The following is a 14,186-nucleotide window of genomic DNA, read 5'->3' as shown; positions in this document are numbered from 1 at the left end:
GTGTGCTTCCTCCAGTACGGGGTCAGCCCTTGACGGAGCCGATGAGCATGCCCTTGGCGAAGTGCTTTTGCAGGAACGGATAGAAGATCAGGATGGGCAGGGTGGCCACCACGATCACCGCAAACTTGATGCCCTGTTCCGGCGGGATGTAGTTGGGGTCCACGTTGCCAGTGCCCAGGAGGTCCGAGGCGGCGGTGACCTGCCGCAGGTACATTTGCAGCGTCCACTTGGAGTTGTCGCTCAGGTACAGCAGCGGGGACATGAAGTCGTTCCAGATCCCCACGGCGTAAAAGAGCGCGAAAGTTGCGAGTACTGGCTTGGACAGCGGCAGCAGGATCCGCCAGAGGATCCCGATTTCGGTGGCGCCGTCCATCTTGGCCGACTCTTCCAGCTCCGCAGGGAGTTCCTGGAAGAAGTTCTTGATGATGATCAGGCTGAAGGGGTTGATGGCTGCCGGCAGGATCAGGGCCCAGTACGAGTTCAGCAGGCCCAGGTCCTTGACCAGCAGGAAAGTGGGGATCATGCCGCCGGAGAAGACCATGGCGAAGACCACCAGCGACAGGATGACGTTCCTGCCGCGCAGGCTCTTCTTGGCCAGCGGGTAGGCCATGGTCACGGTAAAGGCCAGCTGGACCAGGGTGCCCACGGCGGTGACCAGGATGGTGGTGACCAGGGCGCGGGTGAACGCGGGGGTGGCGAAGATGTACTCGTAGGAGCCCAGGGTGAACTGCTCAGGCCAGACGAAGAACGCCCGGCGGGTGATCTCCGCTTCGGTGGCGAAGGACCCGGCGAAGACGTAGACGAACGGCAGCAGGGTGATGATGCCGATCAGGGCGAGGAACACGTAGTTGACGGCGTCGAAAACCCGGCCGCCGCGGGTGTTGTGGATTTTCATGGCTAGAACAGTCCGCTCTGGTTGAATCGTTTGGCCAGCCAGTTGGTGCCGAAGATCAGCACGATGCCTACCAGGGATTTGAACAGGCCCACCGCCGTGGAGTAGCTGTAGGCGCCCTGGGTGATGCCCACGAAGTAGACGTAGGTGTCAAAGACGTCCGCCACCTCGCGGTTGAGGGCGTTGGTCATCAGGTAGATCTGTTCGAAGCCGGTATTGAGCATCTGCCCGATGGCCAGGATCAGCATCACGATGATGGTGGACCGGATCGCGGGAAGCGTGATGTGCCAGACCCGGCGGAACCGGCCGGCACCGTCGATGATGGCGGCCTCGTACTGGTCCTGGTCCACCGTGGCCAGGGCGGCCAGGAAGATGATGGTGCCCCAACCGGTGTTCTTCCAGATGTCCTGCAGCACGATCAGGGGCCGGAACCAGGCCGGATCCGACAGGAAATCGATGTTCGTGCCCATGACGTTGTTCAGGAACTGGAACAGCGGGCCGATGTCCAGGGCGAACAGCAGGAAGCTCAACGACGCCACGATGGTCCAGGACAGGAAGTGCGGGATGTACACGAGGGTCTGGACCGTGCGCTTGAGCACGGACAGGCGTACCTCATTGAGCAGCAAGGCCAGGACGATGGTCAGCGGGAACGCGATGCCCAGGTTCAGGAAAGCCAGGATCAGGGTGTTGCCCAACAGCCGGGGAAAATCCGGGTTGGCAAAGAAGTCCGTGAAGTTCTGCACTCCCACCCAGGGGCTGCCGTTCACCCCCAGGAACGGGACGTAATCCTTGAACGCGATGGATACGCCGTACATGGGGGCGTACCGGAACACCGCGAAGTACACCACGCCGGGCAGCAGCAGCAGGTACAGCCACTTGTAGTGCGCGAAATGGACGGAGAACCTGCCGTTCTTCCGTTCCCGCACGGGCGGCCGGTTGGCCGCCCGTGCCTCAGCCTCGACGACGGGGGCTGCCATTTACTTGTTGTCCTGCCAGAGCTTGTTGATCTCTTCCTTGACCTTGTCGCCGCCGCTGGTGTCCCACAGCTTGATGGCGTCCTTCAGCCCCTGCTCATCGATCTGGCCGGCCAGGTATTTGATCCGGGCGTCGGCCACGATGTTGTCCAGCTGGGCTCCCTTGGCCACGTAGGTGGCGGAAACGTAAGGCGCTGCCGGGTTGTAGACGGCGCTCTTGAGGTCTTCAGCCATGACGTCTGTGCGCTTGTCGAAGACCTGCTGTTCGTAGTCGGTGGCCTGCTTGACCGGGTAGAACTGGTTGCCGGCGACGTTCATGCCCAGCTGGGCGTAGCTCTTGATGTCCGTGGTGACGGCCTTGCTGGCGTCCGTTTCCGGCTTGACGGGAGCGGCCTTGCCGTCCACCACCGTGAAGTTGACGCCCTCAATGCCGTTGTTCAGGAGGATGCCGGCGTCCTTGCCGTTGAGGGTGTTCAGGAATTCCAGGACCTTGTCCAGTTCGGCTTCCGTCCGGACACTGGCTTTCGGGACGGCCAGGAAGCCGGAGTAGCCGTCGGTGGGATGGGCGTGCAGCTTGCCGTCGGGGCCTTCGAGGTTGCCCACGAAGCCCACCTTGTTCTGGAAGTTGTTGGGATCTGCCTGCTTGAACAGGTTAATGAGGACGCTGACCCGGGAATCGACGTCCACGATGATGCCGCCCTTGCCGTTGAAGAACGGCTCATTCCATTTGGTGCTGTCAAACGTGGCGAAGTCGGGATTGATGAGCTTCTCATCCACCATCTTCTTGATGAAGCGGTCTGCCTGGAGGAACTCGTCGGTCTCGAAGCTGGGTACCAGCTTTCCGTCCCGCTCGGTCCAGCGGTTGCCTGCCCCGAACCATTCCTCGATGACGTCGTAGGGGCTGTTGCTTCCCAGCGCGCCCCATTTGGGAATCGTGATGCCGTAGGTGTCATTCTTGCCGTTGCCGTCCGGGTCCTGCTCGGTGAACGCCTTGGCCACCTTGTAGAGGTCCTCCACGGTCTTGGGCGGCTGCAGGCCCAGCTTGTCCAGCCAGTCCTGCCGGAACATGACCGCGGTCCGCATCGGGGCGCGGCCGCGGAAGATGCCGTAGACCTTGCCGTTGACGCTGGCGTTCTGCTGGATGTCCGGGTAGGTGGTCTTGAGGTTGGGGTACTTGTCCAGCTTGCCGGTGAGGTCCCAGAAGGCGCCGGCTTGGGCATTCTTGACGAACCCGGGGCTCTTGCCCTGGATCACCATGACCTGGGGGATGTCCGATCCCGCCAGGGTGATGTTGGTCTTGTCCTCGTAGGAGGCGTTGGGAGCCCAGTTGATCTTCACCTGCTTGCCGGTGATCTCCTCCAGCTTCTTTTGCACTGCGCCGTCCGCGCCGGGCGGCTGCGCCTCAAGGAAGGGCGCCATGATGGACACCGAGGTGAGGTCGGCGGCCGGAGCGTCACCTCCGCTGCAGGCCGTGAGGGACAGGGCCGCTGCGGTGACGACGGCGGCGGCCAGGGAAAGTTTCCTGCGGATCATATTTTTCCTATTCCACTTCATTGGGGTTCATTGGGCCTTGAGGCCAGTATTGATACGTTTCATTTGAAGCCGGGCACGGCGGAGCCGCACCCGGGAGGATGGCGGTCAGGCGGTGGAGGCTCGCTGCAGGGCGGCCCGGCCGTTCGATTCCACTGCCAGCGCCTCGGCTACCGATTCGTCATTCGCGGTAAAGAAGCGGTCGCAGAGCCAGCCGGTCAGGAAGAGCCAGGCTCCGATGCTGAAGAACGGAATCAGGCCCGGGAGCGCCGCGCTGGCGTACGCCGTGGCGGCGGTGACGAACAGCAGGATGACCGTTCCCGCTAGATGCCGCACAGCAAAGCGCGACGACGTCAGCAGGTACTGCCCCAGCGGCAGTTCGTAGCGGGCATACATGGGAAACACGTAGCACGCTGCGCCGGCCAGGAAGATTGCGGCAACAAAGATGCCGGCCGCCATGAGCTGCGGGAAGAGCCCGCGCCCCGCCGAAAAGTAGTTCCAGTTCAGGGCAAGAGCCACGGAGACGGCCATGACCGGCAGCGCAAGAATGTTCGCTCGGCCAAAATTCCTGGCGTATCCGGCAGCAAATCCACGCACCAGCGGAGCCGCCTCCCCCCGGGCCCGCTTGCGCACCAGGATCTGCGCCGCGGCCGTGGCCGGCCCGGCACCAAGGACGCCGCCGCCCATCAAGGTAAACGCGATCCACAGCAGGTTCAGGCCCGCAATCCATGCGAGCGTGTCAAAGAATGAATAGGCACGCGCACTGAAGGTCCCGGACAGCATGGCTGGGCTCCCTTCTGTTCTCCATCGTTGCAGAGGCGAAGCGGAAAGTGTCCCGCATCACGCTGGTAATCGGTTTCTCGAAAATCTAGACCCGCACCGGCATCCCGGTCAAGTGAATTTTTGAATCGTTACATAGCTGGACTGGCAATGCCTTCATGCCGCACACTGAACGGTGGAAAGCGCTTGCTGGATGATGGCCCGCGCTACAGGCTGGTGCCCGGACGGGCAGGACGGAGAACCATGGGAACGGCAACGGAAGCGGCCGGCAAGGACGCCGGAACCGCCCCGAGGACTGCGGCGCGGGTGGCACTGGTGGGCGTGCACGGCTTTGGCACCCACCACCTCCGGAACCTGGAACGCCTGCAGGCGGCAGGCGCCGTCGAGCTGGTGGCGGTTGCCGATCCGCAGCCGCCCGCACCAGGTGCCGTGCCGCCGTCGGCCGCCATCCACCCCGGGCTCGACGAGCTCCTCCAGGCCGCCGGGGATCTCGACCTGGTCATCGTGGCCACGCCCATCCAGACCCACGCCCCGCTGGCACTGGCTGCCCTTGCCACGGACGCGGAGCTGTACTTGGAAAAACCCCCCGTCGCGTCCCTTGCCGATTTCAACCGGCTGTGTGCCGCGGCGTCGGATTCCGGCCGCGGCGTCCAGATCGGGTTCCAAAGCCTCGGTTCGCACGCCCTGCGGGCCATCGAGGAACTGCTCGCGGCCGGCACCATCGGCACCTTGGAGGGCATCTCGGCCACCGGCCGCTGGGTCCGGGACCGGGCGTACTACAAACGCTCGCGCTGGGCCGGGAAACGCAGCATCAACGGCGTGGACGTGGTGGACGGCGTCGCCACCAATCCGTTGGCGCATGCCGTGGCAACCGCCCTCCGGATTGCCGGGGCGCGCACCACCGCTGACATCGCATCCGTGGAAACCGAGCTGTACCGGGCCAACGACATAGAATCGGATGACACCTCCGTGATCCGGATCCGCACCACTCCAGGCCTGCCCATCACCTGCGCGCTGACCATCTGTGCGTCCGAATCCGTTGAGCCCTACGTGACCCTCCAGGGCTCGGCCGGTACCGCCGTGTTCCACTACACCGAGGACCGGCTCATCGTTGAAACCGCAGCCGGGCGCACCGAGCAAACGTATGGCCGCGATGACCTCACCGAGAACCTGCTGGCCCACCGCGCCACTGGCGTTCCGCTCACCAGCAGCCTGCCGGACAGCGGAGCCTTCATGCTGGTGCTGGAAGCGGTCCGGACGGCGCCGCTGCCCTCCCCCATCGATCCCGCCCACGTCCGGTGGCAGGGCGACGGCGACTCGGCCCACGCCGTCGTGCCAGGCATTGAAGACGCACTGGAACGTGCGGGCCGGGAGCACGCCACCTTCAGCGAGCTGGGACTCCCCTGGGCCAAGTCTGCCCCGGCCACCTTCGATATTCCGGCCTCCTGATGGAAGGCCAACTCCACGACGCAGGGCACCTCCACGCAGCCACCCTGCTGACGGACGGGCTTTCCCCCTGCCTGACTGCTTCGCCGGCCCCCGCCTTCAGCTGGCAGCTGGCCCAAGGCGACGGCGGCGATCCCGCCCTGGCACGGCAGACCGGCTACGAGATTGAGGTCCGGGACACCTTGGGCACAGTCGTGTGGGGATCAGGCCCGGTGGCTTCCGCGTCCCAGCGCGGCGTGCCCTACGGCGGTCCCGCCCTGGCGGACGACTCCGACTTCGCCTGGCGGGTGCGCATCCGCGATGCTGCCGGCAACCCGGGCTCCTGGTCTTCCCCGCAACCCTTCAGCACCGGCCTGACGGATGCGTCCTGGCAGGCCGGCTGGATCAGCCGGGCCCCGGGCGGGCGGGCACCGCTGGACATCCACAACCGCGCCCTGCGGGTGGCGGGCTCGCCGTTCCTGCCTCTTCCGTGCCCCGCAGTCCGCAGCGTCCGGATCCAGGCCCGGCTCCGGCCCGTCATGGGCAAAGCCGGCATTATCCTGCGGAGCAGCGGACCCGGGACGGGCCTGCTGCTCGAACTGGGCCCGGCCGGAGAACTGGTACTCCGCCGCACTCCGGACTGGGAAATCCCCTCCCCCGCCGCCCCGGATTCCGAGGTCCTGGGGACCGCCGCACCGGCAGGAGACCGGCAACCTGGCCCCGGATCGTGGCAGGACCTGGATATCAGCGACGACGGGCAGAGCATCCGGGTGTCGCTGGACGGAACGGAACTGCTGGTGGTTGACGTACCGGCATCCCCGGGCAGCAGCGGAAGGGCCGCCCTGCACCAGGGACCCCGGAGCCAGGCGGAGTACACCCGGCTCCGCATCACCGGGGAGGTTCCCGGCCGCTCCGGGGACGTCCTGCTGGACCACCATTTTGATGCCGGCGAGGACGAAGCGCTTGCCTCGTTGGCACAATGGGACCGCACCACCGGGCACCGGCAGCCCGACGAGTGGACCCTGGTCCGGGGCACCATGGCGCTGGACGGGACGGTCCGGCGGGCCAGGCTCTTCGTGGCGGCACACCACCATGCGCAGGTTTCGGTGGCCGGGACGCCCTGCCTCGGCACCACCTCATTCGGCTACCCCGGCGAGGGGTATTTCGATGCCGCCGACGTCACCGGGATCCTGGCGGCACATCCGGCCGGTACGCCCGTGCCGGTGACGGCCCTCCTCCACTGGTACGGTCCGGGCCAGGGCCGCGCCGCAGGTGTTCCCGGCCTGGTGGTCAGGCTGAGTGTTGACTACGACGACGGGCGGCGGGACGTCCTTGTCTCGGGCCCCGGCTGGCGTGCCGGCGAGGCCCCGTACCGCCAGTCGGGCTACCGCAATGACGAGGGCGACCCCGTGGAGCACCTGGATGGCGAGGCCGCAGCGTCCCTGGACATCACCGAGGACCTCCCTGCCGCCATCAGCGTTGGCCGGCACCCGTCGTCGGACTTTCCCCGGCTGCACGCCCGCCGGACGTTCCTGGGCGGGGAGTTCGTGGCACCGCGGCAGTTCCTTGCCGCTGAGGACGGCACCATGGTGGCGGACTTCGGGCGCGTCATCCCGGCCCGGCCCGAGGTGGACTTCCTGGCCGGCGTCCCGGGGCGCACGGTCATGCTGCGTGCCGGCTACGTCCTGCGCCCGGACGGCAGGGTGGATGCCGGAAAGACCCCCAGCCAGAACACGGACATGTCCTTCCCCTACACGCAAACCGCCGGGCCACAGCAGTTCCGGGCCTCGGTCCACCTCGGCTTCCGCTACCTGGAACTGCCGGGCGTGGAGGCCGCGGACGTGTCACGCGTCGGCGCCGTCACGGTCTACGGCAGCCACCCCGGCGAGGGCAGCTTCAACAGTTCCGACCCCGTCCTGGACGAGGTCGTCGGGCTGCTGCGCGATTCTGCGCTCTACGGTGTCCAGGAGCAGTTCGTGGACACTCCCACCCGGGAAAAAGGCCAGTTCCTGGCCGATGCCGCCAACATTTCCTACGCCACCATGGCGTTCTTCGGCGAACACGCCTACACGGCGCAGGCACTGCGGGAATTCGCCTGGTCGGCCCGCCGCTACTGGAACACCGGGGCGGACAAGGGCCGGTACAACGCCGTCTATCCCAACGGCGATGGCAAGCGCGACATCCCCGATTTCTCCCTGATGCTGCCGGAGTGGGCGGAGGAGTACCACCTGCGCTCCGGAGACCTGGGCCTGGTCCGCGAACTGCTCCCCCACCTGTGCGACACGGCCGACTACGCGCTGCGCTGCATTCCGGCGGAAGGCCCGACGGCGGGACTGGTCACCAGGCTGGGCGGCGGCGCGGGCCCCTACCTGCACGGCATCGTGGACTGGCCCGCACCCGGCCGGTTCGGCTACGACATGGAGTGCGCGGCCAAGACCACCGTCAACGCCCAGGCCTACTCGGCGCTGGTGTCAACGGCACGGCTCTGCAACGCGGCCGGCCAGGAAGACGCCGCCGTCCGCTACGCCACGGCGGCCCGTGTGCTGGCCGTCGCGATCCGCGGCCGGCTGCGGGTTGGCGGGGTCATGGTGGACGGGCTCCATGGGGACGGGACACCCAGTTCCCACGCCTCCCAGCATGCCACGTCCTTCCCGCTCTCACTGGGCATCACGGACCCCGGCCACGCGGACGCCGATGCCGCCCGGATCGCCGGAATGGGCATGCGGCAGGGTCCCATGACGGTGCACCGGCTGGTCCGTGCCCTGGTGCGCCAGGGCCGCATGGACGCCGTCCTGGACCTCCTCACCGCCAAAGACCAGCCCGGCTGGGCACGGCTCCTGGACCGCGGAGCCACCTTCACCTGGGAAGCCTGGGACCTGGCCAAGGGGACCGACTACAGCCAGTCGCACGCCTGGTCCGCGTCCGTGCTCAAGGAGATCCTCGAGCACCTGCTCGGCATCCGGTACGCCGTGCCCGGCGGCACCGCGGTGGTGATTGAACCGCCGCTGTGCCGCTTGGAGCACGCCCGCGGCAGTATCCCGGTGGACAACGGATACGTACAGGCGAGTTGGCGCAGGCGAGGTGGTTCGGTGGAGCTGGAGTGCACGGTTCCACCGGGCACCACTGCCACCGTGCGGCTGCCCGCCGGCACCTACGGGGTCAAGGGGCCCACTGCGGATGCCGCCCCGGTACTTTCCGCCCCGTTGGGCACCGCGGACGGCGCCGCCAGGGAATTCCGCGTGCACACCGGCACCTGGACGTTTACGCCCCGGTAGTTGCCACTGCAGGACGGGTGCGCCGCCCGTGCCGCCAGAGCAGGAGGCCGATGACCAGGGCGGACAGCATGCCCAGGCAGCCGGTGGCCACGAGGCCCGCCCGGACTCCGAACTGCTCGGTCAGCCAGCCGGCCAGGAGGCCACCGAGCGCATGTCCGCCCAGCAGGAGCGGAAGGTACAGGGCCATGACGCGGCCGCGGATGGCGGGACCGGCCTCGAGCTGGACGGCGGTGGCGGCGCTGGTGAGGAACAGCAGCGTCATCATGCCCACCACCACCAGCATGGCGATGAAGAGGCCAACGGTGGGCATGAGCGCCGCCAGCAGCTGGGACAAGCCGAAGAGGCCGGCCGCAGCCACAATGCCTTTCCGGCCCATGGTGCCAAGCCGCGCGGCCAGGAGCGCCCCGGCCAGGGCGCCGACGGCACTGACGGTGTTGAAGAGGCCGAAGCCTTCCACGCCGTTGTGCCACACCCGCTCGGCAAACGCCGCCAGGACCACCGGCCCGTTCATCCCGAAGGCGCCCAGCAGGCCGGCGAGGAGGATGAGGAGCAGGAGCCGCGGCCGCTCCCGTACGTAGTGGAGGCCGGCAAGCACCTGGCCCCGGCCGCGTCCGGCGCGCGGGCCGGGATACAGCTCGCTGGTCCGGATGGCGGTGATCAGGCCCAGGACACCCATGCCGATCAGCGCGTTGGCGGCAAAGGCCGCCGCCGGGCCGGCCTGGGCGATGAGGACCCCGCCCAAAGCCGGCCCGGCCATGCCGCCCAGTTGGGACAGTGCATTGTTCAGTCCGATGGCCGGCCGCAGCGCGGCGTCCCCCACCACTTCATTGACGAAGACCTGCCTGGTGGGCTGGTCCACCGCCGCCGTGATGCCCAAGGCGACGCAGCTGGCGTACACCACCCATACGGTCAGGGTGCCGCTCGCGGCCCAGGCAGCGAGGCCAATGCCCAGCAGCACGATGACGGACTGGCACACCATCATGATCCGGCGCTTGGGGAAGAGGTCCACCACCAGTCCGGCCAGCGGGCCCACCACCAGCATGGGCAGGAACTGCAGGGCGACGGCGGCGCCCACCGCTGCGGGGCTTCCGGTCAGCTGCAGCACCAGCCAGTCCTGGGCCAGGCGCTGCATCCACACCCCCAGGCTGCCGGCCAGCTGCATGCCCAGGAACAGCCGGTAGTTGTGCCGCTTCAGCGGGTGGTACCAGCGAGGTTGGCCGGGCCCGGGTTGGCCGCGTTGTTCGGTACGGGCGCGTTGTTCGGTTCGGGCGCGGCGGAACGGCACAGCTAGCGTCGGGGCCGGCCGGAGCGCAGTTTCACTGCCGCCGCGGCGAGGATGAGGGTGCCGGGGACTACCACGAAGAGTGCCGCGAGCATCCAGACGAACACCACGGCGCAGAACAGCGCGGCCGCGAGCAGCAGCGAACCGGTCCAGTCGCGCAGGGTCATTGCCTGCCCGGCCTGGAGGGCCGTGCGCCAGGAATCCCCTGCGGAGGTGCCTTGGCCGGTTGCGTCGGTCCAGGCCGAGGCGGTGCGGAGCAGCACGACCGCCGCTCCGGCCGCCAGCACCAGGGTGGCGGGAAGCACCACTCCACGGCCCGGCAGTTGCCCCACCCAGGCGAGTAAAAGGTTGAGGACAATCACGACGCCGGCCGCCGCCGTCGTGAGGCCCAGCTTCCAGCTGCCGGGCAGTGCCGCCTTGAAGAGGCTCCAGAGTCCGCGGACGGAATCATCCCGGCCGGCCAGGTGCCGTTCCAGGTGGGCGATGCCGGCCGCGTAGGCGGCCGGCAGGGTCACCAGCGGAATGGACAGCACCAGCACCAGCAGGCCTGCCAGGAGGGTTTCGGAGAACAGGGCAAACCGGTTCACCGGGATTGGCTCGTGGCCGGAAACGGGGGTGGTGCTGTCCATGGCGCTCATTTTTCTCTCCGTTGACCGTCAGCCCTTGAGGCCCTGGGTGGAAACGCCCTCGACGATGTACCGCTGGAAGATCAGGAAGAAGATCAGCACGGGGAGCAGGGCCAGGACAGACATGGCGATCATGGCGCCGTAGTCCGAGGACTGGGTTTGGTCCACGAAGAGGCGCAGGGCCAGGGGCAGCGGGTATTTGTCGGGGGTGTTCAGGTACAGCAGGGGGCCCAGGAAGTCGTTCCAGCTCCAGATGAAGGAGAAGATCGAGGTGGAGATCAGGGCCGGTTTCATCAGGGGCAGCATGATGGAGGTGAAAATCCGGACGTGCCCTGCGCCGTCGATGCGGGCTGCTTCGTCGAGTTCGGCGGGCAGGTTGCGCATGAACTGCACCATCAGGAACACGAAGAACGCGTCTCCGGCGAGGAACTTGCCGATGAGCAGGGGGACGTAGGTGTCCACCAGTCCGAGCTGCTGGAAGATGATGTACTGCGGGATGATCACCACATGGAACGGCAGCAGCAAGGTGGCGATCATCATGCCGAAGAACACGCTGCGGCCGGGGAATTTGATCCGGGCGAAGGCGTAGGCGGACACGCTCGCGGAGAGGATGGTGCCGACGACGGCGCCGATGGCCAGGATCAGCGAGTTGGTGAAGAACTGCAGGGTGGAGACCCCGCCGATTCCGTCCATCGCGGTGGCGAAGTTGTCAAAGCTGAAGTTGTTGGACCACAGCGACGTGTTCTGGCCGCCGATTTCGGAGTTGGGTTTGAACGCGGAGGCGATCATCCACAGGGCCGGGTAGAGCACCACGCAGGTCAGCAGGAGGGCTGCGGCGTGGAAGATGGTGCTCTTGGCGCGTTTGGCGGTGGTGGATTCGGACTTCGGGTTGTAGGCCGGGGCGGTGGCGCCGGGGGCCGGCTGGACGGGGGTTGCCGTGGTTGTCATTTTGCATCACCGCTGTAGTGGACCCAGGACTTGGAAGTGCGGAAGAAGATCAGCGTGATGATGCCGACCACGATCACCAGCAGCCAGGCCATGGCCGACGCGTAGCCCATCCGGAAGTCGCTGAAGCCCCGCAGGTACAGGTAGAGGGTGTAGAAGAGGGTGGAGCCGGCGGGGCCGCCGTCACCGTTGGAGATGATGTAGGCCGACGCGAAGATCTGGAACGCGTGGATGGTTTCCATCAGGAGGTTGAAGAAGATCACCGGCGAGAGCATGGGCCAGGTGATGTTGAAGAACTTCCGGACCGGGCCGGCACCGTCCATCGATGCCGCCTCGTAGAGTTCGCCCGGGATCTGCTTCAGGCCGGCCAGGAAAATCACCATCGGGGCGCCGAACTGCCACACGGTCAGCAGGATCATCATGGGCATGGTCATGGACGGATTCCCCACCCAGCCGCCGATGTTGATCCCGAAGAAGGACAGGCCCTGGTCCACCGGTCCGGAATCGCCGAACATGGCCTTCCAGACGATCGCGATGGACACCGAGGCCCCGATCAGGGACGGGGCGTAGAACGCCGACCGGTAGAAGCCCTGGCCGCGGCGCTTGCTGTTCAGCAGCATCGCCACTGCCAGTGCCGCGGCAAGCTTGAGCGGGGTACCGAAGACCACGTAGGACAGGGTCACGCCTACGGACTGCAGGAAGCGTTCGTCCTGGAAGAGGGTGGCGTAGTTGTCGAAACCGATCCACTTGGGCGGCTCGAACAGGTTGTAGTTGGTGAACGAGAGGTACAGGGAGGAGATCATCGGCCCGACCGTCAGGGCGATGAAACCCAGCAGCCAGGGCAGCAGGAAGGTGTAACCGGCGCGGGCATCCGCCCCGCGCTGCCGCGACTTGCGCGGCAACGCGGTACCGGGATGCCCCTGGCGCCTGCTCAGGGTTGGGCTTTGAGTCACGAGTTCAATCCGTCAGTCGTGAACACTCGATCAGGCACTGGCCGGATCAGGCGTTCTGCTTGATGAGGTCTTCGGCTTCCTTGAACCACGCGTCGACGGCACCGTCAACGGTGAGCTTGCCGTAGTTGAGGTCGGAGGCGATCCGGCCGAACGATGCTTCCAGCGTGCCGAAACCGACAATGGGCGGCTCGGGTGCGTCTTTGAGGTACTGCTCGATGGACTTCTCGTAATCCACCACCAGCTTGTCGGCGCCGTCGAAGGTGGTGCCGTCGCGCTGGGTCTTGGAGGCCGGAACGCCGCGGGAGGTCTTGAAGATCTGGCCCACCTCGGGATCGTTGACCATGAAATCGATGAAGCGTGCGGCAGCGTCCTTGAACTTGGTTTTGGCGCTGGCCACCATCAGCATGGACGGCTTCAGGAACAGGCCCAGGTTGTTCGGGTCGTCCGAGGGTACCGGCACCAGCTTGAGTTGCTTGGCACCGCTGTCAGCCAGGTAGCCGGCCATGAAGTTGTCCCAGGTGACCTCGGCGGCACTGACGTTGGAGCCGAACGGCGACTTGGGCTTGAGCTGGGTCACCCTGTCTTCCGGCACGATGGCCTGGGTGCCGCGCAGCTTCGAGTTGAGGCTCCACCAGGTCTTCAGGTCGTCCTTGCTGAATCCCAGCTTCCCGTCGCTGGTGAAGGCCTGGATATTCTTCTGCCGGAGCCAGATGTTGAACTGCCACCAGACACCGGTGAAGTCCGTGGAGCCGTAGAGGGTGCCGTTGCCCTTGTCCCCAACTTCCTTCAGGAAGGCCTGGAATTCGGACCAGGTCCACTTGCCGGTGGGTTCGGCGATGCCCAGGGAGGCCAGCTTGGCGGGATCATAGTAGACCGCGAAGGCGTTGGTGCTGGTGGGGATGCCGTAGGTCTTGCCCTTGATCTGGCCGGACGGCAGGAGTGATTTCTCGAACGCGGAGGTATCGATCTTCACCGTGCCCAGGTCCAGGAGCTGGTTGCGCTGGCCGTAATCGCGAAGGTAGGACAGGTCCCACTGCATCACGTCAGGCAGGCCGCCGCCGGCCGCTTCGGTGGCGCGCTTCTGCCAGTAGCCGGCGAAGTCCGTGAAGTTGCCGTTGACCTTGATATCCGGGTTCTTCGACTCGAACAGGGCGATGGCCTTGCGGGTCCGCTCGGCGCGGTCGTCGTTGCCCCACCAGGTGTAGTTGATGGTCACCGGTTTTTCGGCGGTTCCGGTCTGGCCGGACGAGCTGCCTCCGTTCCCGCAGGCTGCCAGGGCTGCGGCCGATGCGGTGCCAATGGCCACGGTTGTGAGGAAATGCCTTCTGTTGATCACGGGAGCCTCCTTGCTCAATGGGTGCCTGCCTCGGCTCGGTCTACAACGGAAGTAGTGAGCTGGCTAACACGGCGTCTGAAACGATACAATAGCTGCATTCGAATGAATGGGCAAGCGTTTTCCGAGCCCTCAGGCAAGCGCTATCCAAGAAAGCGTTTCCTCACCGTA

Annotated in this window: 11 protein-coding genes; 2 read left to right on the top strand and 9 right to left on the bottom strand. The window is 66.3% G+C overall.

The window, feature by feature from the left end; translation table 11 throughout:
* Positions 1-22 precede the first annotated feature (22 nt).
* The 4 genes from QRM95_RS06635 to QRM95_RS06620 form a co-directional block, all read right to left on the bottom strand.
* Positions 23-895, bottom strand: a complete 873-nt coding sequence (locus QRM95_RS06635; RefSeq protein WP_285245144.1) for a carbohydrate ABC transporter permease — start codon at positions 893-895, stop codon at positions 23-25.
* Positions 896-897: 2 nt separating this feature from the next.
* A complete protein-coding gene (locus QRM95_RS06630; RefSeq protein ID WP_018761792.1) occupies positions 898-1,869 on the bottom strand; it encodes an ABC transporter permease in 972 nt (323 codons plus the stop codon).
* Positions 1,870-3,399, bottom strand: coding sequence for an extracellular solute-binding protein (locus QRM95_RS06625; RefSeq protein WP_285247015.1), 1,530 nt, complete (start codon positions 3,397-3,399; stop codon positions 1,870-1,872). It lies immediately after the preceding gene.
* A gap of 105 nt (positions 3,400-3,504) precedes the next feature.
* Positions 3,505-4,179, bottom strand: coding sequence for a YesL family protein (locus QRM95_RS06620; RefSeq protein ID WP_285247014.1), 675 nt, complete (start codon positions 4,177-4,179; stop codon positions 3,505-3,507).
* 240 nt (positions 4,180-4,419) lie between these two features.
* On the opposite strand from QRM95_RS06620, the gene QRM95_RS06615 reads away from it, so the two are divergent.
* Positions 4,420-5,625: a Gfo/Idh/MocA family protein gene (locus tag QRM95_RS06615; RefSeq protein WP_285247013.1), complete on the top strand. Its 1,206-nt coding sequence runs from the start codon at positions 4,420-4,422 to the stop codon at positions 5,623-5,625.
* Positions 5,625-8,876 carry a family 78 glycoside hydrolase catalytic domain gene (locus QRM95_RS06610; protein WP_285247012.1) on the top strand — a complete coding sequence of 1,084 codons (3,252 nt, stop codon included), beginning with the start codon at positions 5,625-5,627 and terminating at the stop codon, positions 8,874-8,876. The genes QRM95_RS06615 and QRM95_RS06610 overlap by 1 nt, the downstream gene beginning before the upstream one ends.
* Here QRM95_RS06610 and QRM95_RS06605 read toward each other — a convergent pair.
* The 5 genes from QRM95_RS06605 to QRM95_RS06585 all read right to left on the bottom strand — a co-directional run bounded on the left by QRM95_RS06605 (position 8,863) and on the right by QRM95_RS06585 (position 14,018).
* The gene (locus QRM95_RS06605; RefSeq protein ID WP_502934941.1) at positions 8,863-10,038 is read right to left on the bottom strand and encodes an MFS transporter; all 1,176 of its coding nucleotides are present in this window, start codon (positions 10,036-10,038) and stop codon (positions 8,863-8,865) included. The two genes, QRM95_RS06610 and QRM95_RS06605, sit on opposite strands and share 14 nt — an antisense overlap.
* 125 nt (positions 10,039-10,163) lie before the next feature.
* A complete protein-coding gene (locus QRM95_RS06600; protein ID WP_285247011.1) occupies positions 10,164-10,796 on the bottom strand; it encodes a Poxvirus protein I5 in 633 nt (210 codons plus the stop codon).
* Positions 10,797-10,814: 18 nt separating this feature from the next.
* Positions 10,815-11,732 (bottom strand): carbohydrate ABC transporter permease, encoded by a 918-nt coding sequence (locus tag QRM95_RS06595; protein ID WP_285247010.1) that lies wholly within the window; start codon positions 11,730-11,732, stop codon positions 10,815-10,817.
* Positions 11,729-12,682, bottom strand: a complete 954-nt coding sequence (locus QRM95_RS06590) for a carbohydrate ABC transporter permease (protein WP_285247009.1) — start codon at positions 12,680-12,682, stop codon at positions 11,729-11,731. Before QRM95_RS06590 ends, QRM95_RS06595 begins: the two co-directional genes overlap by 4 nt.
* A gap of 46 nt (positions 12,683-12,728) precedes the next feature.
* Positions 12,729-14,018: an ABC transporter substrate-binding protein gene (locus QRM95_RS06585; protein WP_285247008.1), complete on the bottom strand. Its 1,290-nt coding sequence runs from the start codon at positions 14,016-14,018 to the stop codon at positions 12,729-12,731.
* Between the last annotated feature and the right edge of the window lie 168 nt (positions 14,019-14,186).

Origin of the sequence: Pseudarthrobacter sp. efr-133-R2A-89 (assembly GCF_030209315.1) — a bacterium.
Lineage (GTDB): Bacteria > Actinomycetota > Actinomycetes > Actinomycetales > Micrococcaceae > Arthrobacter.
The sequence above is the reverse complement of the archived record's forward strand: the minus strand, read 5'-3'. Positions and strand labels throughout refer to the sequence as shown.

Bases quoted from the DNA above. Each gene is read 5' to 3' on its own strand.
- QRM95_RS06600 (WP_285247011.1), bottom strand. From the start codon at position 10,796: ATGAGCGCCATGGACAGCACCACCCCCGTTTCCGGCCACGAGCCAATC.
- QRM95_RS06625 (WP_285247015.1), bottom strand. From the start codon at position 3,399: ATGATCCGCAGGAAACTTTCCCTGGCCGCCGCCGTCGTCACCGCAGCG.
- QRM95_RS06595 (WP_285247010.1), bottom strand. From the start codon at position 11,732: ATGACAACCACGGCAACCCCCGTCCAGCCGGCCCCCGGCGCCACCGCC.
- QRM95_RS06620 (WP_285247014.1), bottom strand. From the start codon at position 4,179: ATGCTGTCCGGGACCTTCAGTGCGCGTGCCTATTCATTCTTTGACACG.
- QRM95_RS06610 (WP_285247012.1), top strand. From the start codon at position 5,625: ATGGAAGGCCAACTCCACGACGCAGGGCACCTCCACGCAGCCACCCTG.
- QRM95_RS06630 (WP_018761792.1), bottom strand. From the start codon at position 1,869: ATGGCAGCCCCCGTCGTCGAGGCTGAGGCACGGGCGGCCAACCGGCCG.
- QRM95_RS06605 (WP_502934941.1), bottom strand. From the start codon at position 10,038: ATGCAGCTGGCCGGCAGCCTGGGGGTGTGGATGCAGCGCCTGGCCCAG.
- QRM95_RS06635 (WP_285245144.1), bottom strand. From the start codon at position 895: ATGAAAATCCACAACACCCGCGGCGGCCGGGTTTTCGACGCCGTCAAC.
- QRM95_RS06615 (WP_285247013.1), top strand. From the start codon at position 4,420: ATGGGAACGGCAACGGAAGCGGCCGGCAAGGACGCCGGAACCGCCCCG.